Source organism: Oligoflexus sp. (genome assembly GCF_035712445.1).
In the GTDB taxonomy this organism is placed as follows: domain Bacteria; phylum Bdellovibrionota_B; class Oligoflexia; order Oligoflexales; family Oligoflexaceae; genus Oligoflexus.
This window is the reverse complement of sequence record NZ_DASTAT010000145.1, coordinates 55,171-67,246: the sequence shown is the minus strand read 5'-3', so window position 1 is coordinate 67,246 and position 12,076 is coordinate 55,171. Positions and strand designations below refer to the sequence as shown.

The following is a 12,076-nucleotide window of genomic DNA, read 5'->3' as shown; positions in this document are numbered from 1 at the left end:
CCTTTTGTTATTTTTTCAGTACAAAACCCGGGGCCTGCGTTTGCTCGACCATCATGTCGGCAATGGTCATCCCGCCTTCGATAAACCTCTGATTCGCTTTCCGGCTGGCGCAGCGATCCTGGGCCTGGCCGGCTACTCCGCGGCTATAGCGATAGAATTGAAAGGCGAAGCATTCCTTGGCCGTGGGGCTGGTGCTCAGGATCTGAGCCAGCTCGGGGAGACTGGAAAAATCCTGCTGAACCTGCGGCTTTTGGCTCAGATCATTGAGGTTGGTGATCCGCCCCGAATTGTCCACGGGCTTGCCATTGTCCATCGAACGAAAGCGGCCGGTGGCATCAAAGTTTTCAAAGCCAAAACCAAGTCCATCAATAAACTGATGACAGTTCTGACAAGCCGCTTCGGCTGTATGCTGGGCAAAGCGCTCTCGCGTGCTGAGGTTCGGATCCACCTTGGGAACGATGATATTGAGGTTGGCCGGTGGGCTTGGCAGTTTCTGACAAAGCAGACGATCCCGCACGAAGAGGCCTCTGAGAATCGGCGAACTCTGATCAGGGTGGCTCGTCGCCACCAGAACCGATCCATGACCTAAAATTCCGGCCCGGTTTCCATCCAAAGGCGTAATCGCGAAGTCACCGGCATTGGCCGGAAACTGCAGACCGTAATATCGGGCCAGATCGGTTGGAAGATAGGTGAAGTTCGAAGTCAGAAGGTCTTCGAATCGGCGGCTTTTTGCATCGAAGGTGATGTAGTTGAACATCGCCTTCGTTTCATTCAGCATGTTGAGTCGCATGCCGGCATCAAGCTCTGGATGGACGTTTGTGCCTTCGGCGATTTTGCCGACATCCAGCCATTCGACGGCGAATTGAGCTGTCATCCGCTTGGCCTCGGGCATTTGTATCAGGCGCTGGGCCTGGGCGCGGATTATTTCTTTATCACTGAGGCTCCCGTCGACCGCCAGTTTCAAGAGCTGCTCATCGGGAGTCGTTTCAAGGAACATATAGGAAAGGGCGGAGGCTATTTCATATGGGGTCAAATGATAGTATCCATCGTCTTTCAGAACGCCCAGCTCTGATCGATAGAGAAAGGCCGGATCCACGAGCATGGCTGTCAGAGCAGGCTTTAAGCCTTTGTCGCTGATCAGGGCGCTATAATGCTGCGATTCCGCGGGTGTCAAAGGCCGGCGGAACATCTTCGTTCCGAAGCTATTCAGGACGCAGCGCGGATCCCGATTGAAATCACAGCCCAGGGCCTTGTCAAGGTTCGCTTGTGCGACAACGTTTTGAGCCGCCATCAGCCAGTCCTCGACGCGCCGCGTGCTGGCCACGGCCTCCTGGTGATTGGTGGAAAAACCTTCGACCTTGGTTTCCTTCAGAAAGGATGAGGCTGGGTTCACACCGTCAGGCAATGGAAAGAGGGCGCGCACGGTATTATCGTACTCGCGGTTGGTCAGAAGCCTGACGGCTCTTTTTCCAGGGACGATACTCGATTCTTCACAGGACGCCGTTCCTTTCAGATAAAGTTCGGCACGAATATACTGGGCCACGATCGTGGCGCAATTTTTATCGCAGGCGGCGGGATTTGCGGGAGGCATGGTGCGGGTGATCACATCGATCAGTTTGCCTTCGTCGCCGCAGCTTTTGCAGCTCGCATCATTCAATCGCGGACCGATCGCGCCCTGACCTTCCGGGCCATGGCACGCGGCGCATTGCTTCCCGTAAAGGGCTGCGCCTTCTTCCAATGCTACGCGATCAGCCGTGGGTTCTGTGCGCGATCGGTGGTCACGTTCGGGTCGCTTCGCGCATTGGGAAAGCACAAAAGGCATCATGAGGAGGAGGAGTCGCAGGGGTCGCATGGAGGTCTCCTTAACAGCCGCAGTAGGGATAAAAAACAGGTTCCGCTCAAGGGTCGCCGTTTATCATACTGGCAGCTGTTAAGGGTCTTTTTTGGATCAGGATTTCTGTCGGTTCCCCTGGAAAGCCGCAGTCACAGCGCGTGCCGCCTTCGCGATGATGGCCCCGCGCTCACTGCTGCTCTGCTTGGAATCGGCGATGAAAACCGCGATTGCGACTGTGGTTCCATCGGGCGCCGTCATGATGCCGACATCATTGGTGGTGGCCGCGCGTCCGCGCCAGCTGGCACTGGTTCCCGTTTTGTGGGCGATTTTCCAGGATTGTGGCAGTCCCGCGCGCAGCCTGTCCTTGCCGGTTACCGTTTGCTCCATGATGGACAGAAGCTTTTGGGTTGAGGCTGCGGAAAGGAACTCGCCTGCAGCCAATCTTTTCAGAAATTGAACCATGGCTGCTGGGGTGGATGTGTCCCTTGGATCCTTCAAATAGGCTTCGAGCGCCTGATCTTTTTGCGCGGGTGGAGCGGCCTTCACAGCCGCTTCGAATTTTCCCGCCGCCGCATAGGACGGCTGCCATTTCAGGCCGGAAAACTCCGACTGCAGATCGCGTTCATTGCGATCTATGCGCAGACCCTCGACTTTTCTCTGCTTCAAAAACTCCTGAACCTTGGCGAGCCCACCGATCCGCTGCAAGAGAACATCAATCGAAGTGCTGTCGCTATCGACAATCGAGCGGCGCATCAGCTCTTCAATCGTTGCGGGATACTCGCCCTTGGCGCGGATCATATCGGCGAATTCCTGTGGGCCTGGACTTATATCTTCGGGCTTCACGCGGATGATATCGGTGAGCTTGAGCCTGTTCTGATCGACCTCATTCAGCACGACGGCCGACACTATGAATTTCATCACGCTTTGTATCGGAAACCGTTCCGTCCCGTGAACGCAGACAGGCTCCGCGTCCAGGGCTTCCAATGCGCAGACACCCACTTTTCCATCAGATGCGGCGGCGATGGCGGTCAGGTCCTTTTGCAGAGCCGCTCGATCGGCAAAGGAAGCAGGTCCAGAAAGGGCAGCGGCCAGTAATAGCGTGTTCAGCATAAAATTCCATTCCCCGGAAAAAATTATGACCAGAGTCCAAAGGACCCTGATCATACTAGAAGATAAGGAATGATTTCTCAACCTGCCGTGGTATCACCGCCCAGAAGCGTGAGAACCTCGCCAGTGATATAGCTGGAGTCCAGGGATGATGCGAAGAAGACGAAGGCTGGTGCCACTTCTTCGGGTTGCGCAGGACGACCAAAGGGCGTGCTTTCGCCGAAATGTTTGATGGCTTCCGGCTTGTTTTCCGCGGGATTCAATGGAGTCCAGACAGGGCCTGGAGCCACGCAATTGACCCGGATTTTCTTTTTCACCAGATTCTTCGCGAGGGATTTGGTGAAGGCATGGATGGCGCCTTTGGTGGCGGAATAATCCAAAAGTTCGGGGCTGCCTTCCAGGCCCGTGATGGAACCCGTATTGATGATGGCGCCACCTTCCGGGAGTTCGGGAATCGCAGCCTTGGCCATATAGAAATAACCGAAGATATTGGTGCGGAAGGTCTGTTCGAATTCCTTCTCGTCCAGATCCTCGATGTCTTTGATATGTTTCTGCCTGGCTGCGTTATTCACCAGGATATCCAGGTGACCCCAGGTATCCACGGCCGTGCGCACGGCTTTCCGGCAAAATTCAGGATCGCTGACATCACCGGGAATACTGATGGCGCCGCGGCCGAGATCACGGATGACGCTGAGCGTTTCCTCGGCATCATCCTGCTCCTCGGGCAGATGAACGATGGCGACGTCGGCTCCCTCTTTCGCATAAAAAACCGCGACAGCCCGTCCAATTCCAGAGTCACCCCCGGTGATGAGCGCCACTTTTCCTTCCAGTTTTCCCGAGCCGCGATATTCCAAACCCTCATACTGAGGGCGCGGGTCCAGATCCTTTTCCAGACCAGGTTTGGGTATTTTGCGAGCGGGAAAGGGAGGGGACGGCCTTTCCTGTTCTCTTTCAGAATTGTTGATTTGCATCGTGCACCTCCTGAGTAAAAAAGCGGACGCCTTTTTCAAACTGCAGAATCCGTTCCATATTCAATGGGGATTTCCGAAAATCCTACCAGTCTGTACCGGGAATTCTGATCTCTGCAAAAATTGCGGAATCTTCCCAGCAGCCATCATCAGGCGCACTTTTTTAGTGTTACGGGCAGAGTCGATCTTCAAATTGGGAGTCTTTGCCATGAGGAAAATTTCGGTGGTGGCTGTACTAGCCACCAGTCTTGTGTCCTGTCATCAAAAAAGCGATCTCTTGAATAAAAAGAGCAGCGCCTCCAATCCCGCTCCGGTGCAAACGCCGAATCAAGCGGAACCACCGAAGCCGCAGGAAGGTGATACGAGTTATACTCCGGTCGCCATCACCGAATCGTTTGTTGACATGCGCGCCCGCCTGATTGCGGGAAAGGCTCCTGCGGAAAAGCTGCAGAATGATCTTCTGAACGCCCGCTATGATATGAGCAACAAGGCGGAAGCGAATGTGACGATGAGTCGTGGCAAGCCTGTGCAGACCGGCGTTCGCGTGCGCCTTGGCAAGGATGTGACCTGGGACAAGCTGGCGAGCATGACGCCCGAGGAGATCAAAAAGCAGGGAATTTTCCCTCCAGGATTTATGCCGCTGCCGCATCCCCGGCATGACGAAGGCGGACAGGTCCTGCCCCAGTTTCACATCGACGAGATCAAGGCTGCGGAAGGCCGCGATCTTCTGCGCTTTGATGTCGAACATGATATCCCTGATCATTTCCTTCCGGAATTCCCGGCGCCTATTTTCCTGACCACCAGGCCTGATCTCGGGGATGTTTCCCATGGTGTCCTGCTCACCATCAAAAACTACTTTGAAATTTTCGATGGAATTCTGACCCCAAGGCAGCTCGATGGTCTGCGCCTGCTCCTGACGCCTTTTGCTCAGCAGCAATTCAACCTGACGAATGATCGCCGCACGGATGAACCGGAACAGGGAATTTCCTGCATGGATTGTCACGCCAACGGTCATACGAATGGTGCCGTTCACCTGGATCCTGTGACCCGTACCCAGGAATTCCGCCGGCGGCTTGATGTTCCGAGCCTGCGGGGTCTGAACATTCAAAGACTCTTCGGCAGTCAGCGGGCGATGAAGACGGTCGAGGATTTCACGGAGTTCGAACAGCTCGGCGCCTATTTCGATGGCGATCATGTGCTGGCGGCGAAGAAGGGCTTCAATAAACTCGATCGGGCCCTGCAGGTCGCGCACATGGCGGAATTTCAGTCGATTCTGGATTTTCCACCGGCGCCGAAGCTTGATATCAACGGCAGGCTCATTCCGGCCCTGGCCACGGACGCGGAAAAACACGGCGAAGAACTCTTCTATGGCAAGGCTCAATGCGCCAGCTGTCATGCTGGACCTTATTTCACCGACAACAGCATGCATGACCTGAAGGTGGAGCGCTTCTTCGAGCCTCACAAGGTCAACGGTCGCCTCATGACCGCGGTCGGCCCGATCAAGACCTTCCCGCTGCGGGGCATCCGGCATTCGCCCCCTTATCTGCATGACGGGCGGCTTTTGACCCTGGATGATACGGTGGAATTCTTCAACATCGTCTTCCAGCTGCGACTCACGGATGCTGAGAAGAAGGATCTCGTCGCCTTCCTTTACGTTCTTTAAGCCTTCATCAAGGAAAGAGGAGGTTTTCGATGATGCATCGAAAACCTCCCTGCAACTCATCCATCAATGGGTTCGGCTGAAGTACCGGGAGCAAAGCTCGAGATCGCTGATACGATCCATGTCTTTGTCCTGCTCTGATGTCTCTCCTGCGTTGGACATAGGCCGGATGCTGTCCGGCTTATGCAACACTTTCAGGATTCGTACCAAACCCTAAATGCCTGAAAATCCAGTCGAGCGCTGTGAAAAGAGGCAGCCTGCAGTGCAGGTCAAAAACATCACCTTATGTCCCCTGCTGACTCCAAACCGGGACTCTCCAGAATATTCACCAGCTCCAATGCATTGTGCGTGGCGCGACCGAATTTCGTATTGTCAAAAATAACCCATGAATCCTGCCCTCCGGCTTTCTCGGCCTGGAGCTTCTCGCCGAGCTGCTGCAGATCATGATACGCGTAGTCGCTGGCGTAGATTTCAGGAGAACCATGGAGCCTGTAGTAGCTGATAGGGCTTTCGAATTCAGGCTTCAGATCCGGGCAGCGCTCAGGATCAGCGTTCACCTTGCCGACCTTCATTTCATGCATCAGAAGATGGGCCTCGTGGCTCGCCCAGCTGCGATGCCGAGGCTCGACCACCATGGGGCCATCGTAAACACGGCGAACCGTGGCAAAAAGTTCGCGATCCTGCTCGGGATCGAATTGATGGCGCGGTGCGAGCTGAACCAGGATGACTCCGAGTTTTGGGCCGAGATGCAGGTAACCATCGACAGTGTGCAGGAGATCCGTTTTGTTCCACTCCCGCGAATGGGTATAGGCCCGGGAAAGTTTGACGGCGAAATGGAAATTCTCCGGAGTCATGGCGGCCCATTTTTCGTAGGTTTTGGCCCCGTGATCCCGGTAAAAGGAGCTATTGATTTCCACCGCTTTGAAACGACTGGCATAACGCTCCAGGACCGCGCCGGAAGACGCAAAGAATCCGGTTGCGGTACGGGGGATGCTCCAGCCGGCGGTTCCGATGAAAAAGGTTTTCATAAAGGGCCTCGCGTGAAAGGGACGGCCATGCAGGAGCCGTCCGTCGCTCTTTCATGCGAGAAATATGCCTGGATTCAAAGGCGGCGAGCCACAAGCAGATGCGAAACGCCGAAGGGCAGGCCAAGGCCGAGGCGGCTGAGCCTCCACTCGCTGAATGTGATCCAGCGCAGAAGTCGATTGATGAGGCCAGGGACGGGTTTGTGATCGCTCCCCTCGGCGGCGGACGTGGTCTGGCGGTCGCTTCCCCATTGCCAGCGGTCTTTCAAAGCCAGAAGACAGGCGATGGGAAAAGCCCAGGCTAAAAGGTGGGATTGAAAGACCAGCTCGTAACCCTGGTCCTTGAGCAGCTGATGCATGCTGCGCGGATAAAAACGTCGGCCCGCTGCCGTTTGACGATCATGCTGCCGCCAAAGGAAAGGGTAGGCGGGCTCGTTCCAGATGAGTATGGATCCCGGCTTTTGCACGGCCGCAATATTCTTCAAAGCCGCGGCCGGATCCTTGATGTTCTGATGATAAAGGACGCAAAGGATCACAGCGACATCGAAGTCCGCGTTGGCCTGGGCCGGCAGTTCATCTATGGTCCAGGGCTGCACCTTCAGATCTGGAAAACGCTTCTGTGAAAGCTCGCGGGCCAAAGGTGAAGGCTCCATTCCCAGCACATCCCCATAGCGCCGCAGCAAGCTGGTGCTGCCTCCGGTCCCTGAGCCGATATCCAGGATGCGCAAAGGCCGCGACAGTCGCGGTGCAAAACGCTTCATCAGATGATCCACGGCCTGACGTCGGGCCCTGTAATACCAACCATGATCCTCGGCTTCCGCCAGTGCAAGATAGGCCGTCTCTTCCATCAGGCATCCTTCCTTGGGCCCTTCAGATACTCCTGAAGATGCTCTTCATAGAACGCAATGGTCGCCTCCAGGCCTTTTTCCAGCGTGGTGCGCGGGACCCAGCCGGTCGCCTTATGAAAGTGCTCATACGATCCATAATAATCCCCAATGTCGATCGCCTTGCGCTCCGGGGGGAAAACCACATCCTCGATTTCAAAAAAGAGTTTTCTCGCCAGGATCTCGGTGAACTCGCGCAGACTATGCGGCTGATGATGCCCAAGGTTAAAGATCCGCCCCGCGTGATCCCCGAGCGCCGCGAGTTCCAAGGCATCCAGCACATCCTCGATGGCATTGAAATCGCGCAGCTGATGCCCACCGTCGAAGAGCTGAATTTTTTCACCCAAAAGCGCCCGCCTCAGGAATATGCCGGCAAAACCCTTGTCCTGACTCAGAAGATCCATGCGCGGGCCATAGGTATTGGTGAGGCGCAGCACGGTCGAAGCAATGCCATAGACTTTATAATAGAGCTGAAAATACTGCTCGGCCGCGAGCTTATGAATGCCGTTGATATCCACGGGCTCAATCGGATGATTTTCATCCACCGGCAGATACTGCGGCTTCCCATAAACCTGGCGCGTGCTCGTCAGAACCAGCTTCACCTTGGGATTATGCTTGCGGCAGCTTTCGAGGACATTCAGATGACCCAGGCAATTGATCTGAAGATCATTGACGGGATTCCTCATGCTATCTATATGACTCAATTGCCCGGCCAGGCAGAAGATGTAATCCTGCTCGGCCACCAGATAATCGACGCTATAAGGTTCGCGTATATCGGAAAAATTCACCTGAACCTGATCACGAATACCGGCGATATTAAAGGTGCGGGCTCCATAACTCGGGATCATCGCATCAATCAGCGTGACCTTCGCCCCGCGCTCCACCATCCTTAAAGCGAGGTTACTGCCGATAAAACCAAGTCCGCCCGTAATCAAAACCCGGGCGTTTTTAAATGCTGCCATGGAAAGGCTCCTCTCGCGTTACAGCCGGGGGTGCCGGCCGCCTGGGTGTGGTGGCCCGCGGCGCCTCGTTCAGGCTCTGCTGATCGCCCGCGTAGGCATAGCGCACGATATACTGAGGCGTGCCCGCGTGATCCAGAAACATGCGGCCGAGGTATTCACCGACCAGGCCGATAATCAGGAGCTGCAGTCCCGCGAAAAACGTCATGGCCACGAGTATGGTCGGGACACCCATGGTCAGCTGCGGATTCATGATCTTGTCGATGATGATGAGTAAAATCAAAGGCACGCTGGCCGCAGCCGTGAAAAGACCGACGATCGCAGCAAGGCGCAGGGGGCTAATGGAAAAATTCAGGAACATATTCAGCCAGAGCTTCACCAATTTTTTCAGCGTGTAGCCCGAGGCTCCATCCTCACGTTTTTTATGTTCGACGGGAATCTGCGCGATGTTTTGAGTCGCGCGGAAGATCAGGCCATCAATATAGGGAAACGCGCCCTTGTAGGTGATCACCTGATCGACGGTGAAACGATTCATGATCTTGAAACTGGAGAGATAAAGATCCCTGGGTTTTTTCAGCATGACATTGGCCACCGCATCATTGAAGCGGCTGCCGAGGTTACGAAACCAGTGATGCTGCTTTTCCTTATAAAAGCCATAAACCGTATCAAAGTTTCCGGTCTTGATGGCTTCATACATGCGAATGATTTCGGCCGGCGGATTCTGCCCGTCGTCATCGAGGACAGCCACATAGTGGCCGCGGCTCTGATTGAGTCCGGCCAGCACCGCATTATGCTCGCTGAAATTCCGGGAAAGCTGCAGAAAAATCACGCGCTGGGGATGGGCTTCGACCAGCTGCCTGCAGACGGACTCGGTCGCATCGCGCGATCCGTCATTCACCAGTATGATTTCAAATTCAAGAAAAGAAAAAAGGCGCAGGATATCCTGCACCACAGCGCCTATCGTGTTGGCGCTATTATAAACGGGAATCACGAACGATATCTCAGGTGTATTCATCGCGGCAGAGCCTCGTGTAAAGCTTCGATGACCGCATCCTGCTCGTCCTGCGTGAGTTCAGGAAAGAGCGGCAGGGAAAGGAGTTCAGACGCCGCCTTTTCCGCGACCGGCAGATCGCCCGCGGTATAACCGAGATCCTGATAAGCGGGCATGCGATGCAGCGGAACAGGATAATGGACGCCGGTCACGATGCCTCGCGCGGCCAGTTTTTCTTTAAGCTCCTGACGGAAGGGACTCCGAATCGCAAAAATGTGCCAGGAGTGGGTGCGGTCCTCGGGCTGATGAGGCAGCTGCATGCGCCGGCCGTCCAGCTTTTGCAGATAACGCTGGGCGAGGCTCTGACGCCTTTGCATGTCGCCATCGAAGTATTTCAGCTTCAAATTGAGTATGCCGGCCTGCAGCTCATCGAGACGACTATTGAGGCCATCCACCTGGGCAATCGGCGTTTCATCGAAACCATACATGCGCTGCCGCTTCAGAGCCTTGGCCAGATCCGCATTGTCTGTGGCGCAAAGCCCGCCATCACCATAGGCACCTAAATTCTTAGTCGGATAGAAGGAGAAGCAGGACACATCGCCGAACGATCCCGCGGCGCGTCCCTTATAAAAAGACCCGAAAGACTGGGCGCAGTCTTCGATGACAAATAGACCCCGCGACCGGGCAAAGGCCATCAAAGGATCCATATCCACCATAAGACCATGCAGATGCACGGGGATAATCGCCTTGCAGCCCTTGAGGTCAATCTCCTTGAGACGCTCGACATCCATAAGCAGAGTGTCGGGATCCACATCGACGAAGACCGGACGGGCCCCGCAGAGCCGAATCGCAGCCGCTGTGGGAACGGCGGTATTCGGAACGGTGATCACGCCATCCCCGGGCTGAATGCCCAGAACCCGCAGCGCAAGCACCAGCGCATCGGTTCCGGAATTGACGCCCACGCAATGCTCGACCCCTATAAGACTCGACATGGCACTCTCAAAGGCACGCCCCTCGGCGCCTAAAATCAGCTGGCCGGATGCCAAAACTCTCTGTATCGTAGTTAAAATTTCAGACTGCCGTTCACGCCATTGGCGCTGGTAATCAAAAAGGGGAATCATCTATATGCCTCATCAGCCTAGGGTGCATGGGAAGATCATAGCGAAGTTCCAAGGACTCGACTATCGAAACCCTGCTCTATTCCATAGTGCCGCAGCGCGCCCGACCCTGGCCCAGGCCCTTGGTTTAAGCCTTATCATGCTGAGCGTGCATCTGGTGCTCTGGTTCGCTGTACGCATGCGGTCCGGTGAAAGCTGGACGGGTCTGCTCCAGCATTGGGATGCGGGCTGGTACCTGATCATTGCGACCCAAGGCTACGATGCCGCGAGCTCCGCCTTTCCCCCGCTTTTTCCCTATCTGACGCGCGGGCTCACGCAGCTCTTCGGTTTAAGGGGGGATACGGCTGTGCTGATAACGGGCACGCTCTTCTCCGTGTTTTGTTTTGCCGGCAGTCTGAAGATTCTGATGGCCGGACGCGGCCCGGATCGGCTGTCGTGGATAAGCTGGGGCGCTCTGCTCGCTCTGCTCTGGAGTCCCGCCTCGTACATCTTTCATTCCTTTCACACTGAAAGTCTTTTTCTGCTGCTTTCCGTTTTAGGCTTCAGCGCCCTGCATCGGAAGCAGTGGTGGCTCGCGGCTGTGTGGGCTGGACTGGCTGCTCTGACAAGGCATCAGGGGGTTTTCCTGGCGATCGCCTTGGCTTTTGGCGGCATGCTGACAACCCGCGTGCTCTGGAAGCGCCTTGCAATTTTCGCAGGCATGGGCCTCATCAGCGGACTTTTATGGGGTCTTGCGCCTCTTCTGCATTATTGGGAAGGCCGCGGCTGGTTTCCCGCCATGGGCGCGCATCAGAGTCACTGGTTCATTGCCGATGGAATCAGCAGTTACTTCAAAACATTCATACTCGCCAATCCGATTCAGAATTTTCGCATCGGTAGCCTTCTGCATCATCTTTTTTATGGGCTCTGGCTTTTGGGGACCTTTTTGCTCGTCGGTCGGGGACGGTATGCGGAGGCTCTGTATTGCTTTCTGAGTCTTGCGATCATGCCGCTGCAGGGCGAGCTGGTGGACGCGTTCCGCTTTGGAGCGGTACTCTTTCCCCTGCTCTTTGCTTTGGGGGAGGCCTGGGAACGGCTGTCCCGCTGGGCGGCATGGCCCATGCTCGGGGCTTATGTGCTCTTGAATCTGGTCGTGACCTGGCAGTATGCGATCTCACGCTGGGCTTATTGAAACGGTGCGCCGCAGTTCCCGTAGAAGACTGTCAGCACGGGCGACGAAGGCCCGTGCTTCGAGACTGCTCCTATTCAGAGTGCAAAGCTCGCTGCCGCTCGGATAATGAAAACCCACGGCTGTCATATCGCTTTTCAGCGCATCAAATGCGTGCTGAAGGTCAACACGATCGGCAAAGCGGAGTTCCTCTTCCAGGATCTTTATGGCGACATAGAGATTGCGGCAGTGAATCTGAACCGCGCAGTGCTCACAGCTTTGCCCGTGTTCCATGACAGCCCCTCCAAAGTCCAGGGGGTTTGAGTGCCTGGACATTAAGATATTTATAACAAAAATCATACCAGGGTCTGCTCGCCTGACAT

The 12,076-nt window shown here is 55.4% G+C and carries 11 protein-coding genes; 2 read left to right on the top strand and 9 right to left on the bottom strand.

Annotation, left to right across the window (positions count from 1 at the left end; translation table 11 throughout):
• Window positions 1–7 precede the first annotated feature (7 nt).
• The 3 genes from VFO10_RS30920 to VFO10_RS30910 all read right to left on the bottom strand — a co-directional run bounded on the left by VFO10_RS30920 (window position 8) and on the right by VFO10_RS30910 (window position 3,912).
• Window positions 8–1,852, bottom strand: coding sequence for a DUF1588 domain-containing protein (locus VFO10_RS30920; RefSeq protein ID WP_325145901.1), 1,845 nt, complete (start codon window positions 1,850–1,852; stop codon window positions 8–10).
• Between the two features lie 96 nt (window positions 1,853–1,948).
• Window positions 1,949–2,944, bottom strand: coding sequence for a class A beta-lactamase (gene bla / locus VFO10_RS30915; RefSeq protein ID WP_325145900.1), 996 nt, complete (start codon window positions 2,942–2,944; stop codon window positions 1,949–1,951).
• Between the two features lie 77 nt (window positions 2,945–3,021).
• A complete protein-coding gene (locus tag VFO10_RS30910; RefSeq protein ID WP_325145899.1) occupies window positions 3,022–3,912 on the bottom strand; it encodes an SDR family oxidoreductase in 891 nt (296 codons plus the stop codon).
• Between the two features lie 205 nt (window positions 3,913–4,117).
• Between VFO10_RS30910 and VFO10_RS30905 the strand changes: the two genes are divergently transcribed.
• Window positions 4,118–5,572 carry a hypothetical protein gene (locus VFO10_RS30905; RefSeq protein WP_325145898.1) on the top strand — a complete coding sequence of 485 codons (1,455 nt, stop codon included), beginning with the start codon at window positions 4,118–4,120 and terminating at the stop codon, window positions 5,570–5,572.
• A 275-nt stretch (window positions 5,573–5,847) separates the two neighbouring features.
• Here the strand turns inward: VFO10_RS30905 and VFO10_RS30900 are convergent, their stop codons facing one another.
• From VFO10_RS30900 to VFO10_RS30880, 5 genes are all read right to left on the bottom strand, one after another.
• Window positions 5,848–6,597: a DUF72 domain-containing protein gene (locus tag VFO10_RS30900; protein ID WP_325145897.1), complete on the bottom strand. Its 750-nt coding sequence runs from the start codon at window positions 6,595–6,597 to the stop codon at window positions 5,848–5,850.
• A 74-nt stretch (window positions 6,598–6,671) separates the two neighbouring features.
• Window positions 6,672–7,442 carry a class I SAM-dependent methyltransferase gene (locus VFO10_RS30895; protein WP_325145896.1) on the bottom strand — a complete coding sequence of 257 codons (771 nt, stop codon included), beginning with the start codon at window positions 7,440–7,442 and terminating at the stop codon, window positions 6,672–6,674.
• On the bottom strand, window positions 7,442–8,440 hold the full coding sequence (locus VFO10_RS30890; protein WP_325145895.1) for an NAD-dependent epimerase/dehydratase family protein: 999 nt from the start codon (window positions 8,438–8,440) through the stop codon (window positions 7,442–7,444). Before VFO10_RS30890 ends, VFO10_RS30895 begins: the two co-directional genes overlap by 1 nt.
• Window positions 8,427–9,452, bottom strand: a complete 1,026-nt coding sequence (locus tag VFO10_RS30885) for a glycosyltransferase family 2 protein (protein ID WP_325145894.1) — start codon at window positions 9,450–9,452, stop codon at window positions 8,427–8,429. Before VFO10_RS30885 ends, VFO10_RS30890 begins: the two co-directional genes overlap by 14 nt.
• Entirely contained in the window at window positions 9,449–10,549 is a 1,101-nt protein-coding gene (locus VFO10_RS30880; protein ID WP_325145893.1) for a DegT/DnrJ/EryC1/StrS family aminotransferase, read from the bottom strand. The genes VFO10_RS30885 and VFO10_RS30880 overlap by 4 nt, the downstream gene beginning before the upstream one ends.
• Before the next feature lie 4 nt (window positions 10,550–10,553).
• Here VFO10_RS30880 and VFO10_RS30875 point away from each other — a divergent pair, with 4 nt between their 5' ends.
• Entirely contained in the window at window positions 10,554–11,717 is a 1,164-nt protein-coding gene (locus VFO10_RS30875) for a mannosyltransferase family protein (protein ID WP_325145892.1), read from the top strand.
• Here the strand turns inward: VFO10_RS30875 and VFO10_RS30870 are convergent.
• Entirely contained in the window at window positions 11,700–11,987 is a 288-nt protein-coding gene (locus tag VFO10_RS30870) for a hypothetical protein (RefSeq protein WP_325145891.1), read from the bottom strand. The genes VFO10_RS30875 and VFO10_RS30870 overlap by 18 nt on opposite strands.
• Window positions 11,988–12,076 lie beyond the last annotated feature (89 nt).

Coding starts and splice junctions, on each gene's coding strand:
- VFO10_RS30895 (WP_325145896.1), bottom strand. CDS start 7,442: ATGGAAGAGACGGCCTATCTTGCACTGGCGGAAGCCGAGGATCATGGT.
- VFO10_RS30905 (WP_325145898.1), top strand. CDS start 4,118: ATGAGGAAAATTTCGGTGGTGGCTGTACTAGCCACCAGTCTTGTGTCC.
- VFO10_RS30910 (WP_325145899.1), bottom strand. CDS start 3,912: ATGCAAATCAACAATTCTGAAAGAGAACAGGAAAGGCCGTCCCCTCCC.
- VFO10_RS30920 (WP_325145901.1), bottom strand. CDS start 1,852: ATGCGACCCCTGCGACTCCTCCTCCTCATGATGCCTTTTGTGCTTTCC.
- VFO10_RS30880 (WP_325145893.1), bottom strand. CDS start 10,549: ATGATTCCCCTTTTTGATTACCAGCGCCAATGGCGTGAACGGCAGTCT.
- VFO10_RS30900 (WP_325145897.1), bottom strand. CDS start 6,597: ATGAAAACCTTTTTCATCGGAACCGCCGGCTGGAGCATCCCCCGTACC.
- VFO10_RS30875 (WP_325145892.1), top strand. CDS start 10,554: ATGCCTCATCAGCCTAGGGTGCATGGGAAGATCATAGCGAAGTTCCAA.
- VFO10_RS30870 (WP_325145891.1), bottom strand. CDS start 11,987: ATGGAACACGGGCAAAGCTGTGAGCACTGCGCGGTTCAGATTCACTGC.
- bla (WP_325145900.1), bottom strand. CDS start 2,944: ATGCTGAACACGCTATTACTGGCCGCTGCCCTTTCTGGACCTGCTTCC.
- VFO10_RS30890 (WP_325145895.1), bottom strand. CDS start 8,440: ATGGCAGCATTTAAAAACGCCCGGGTTTTGATTACGGGCGGACTTGGT.
- VFO10_RS30885 (WP_325145894.1), bottom strand. CDS start 9,452: ATGAATACACCTGAGATATCGTTCGTGATTCCCGTTTATAATAGCGCC.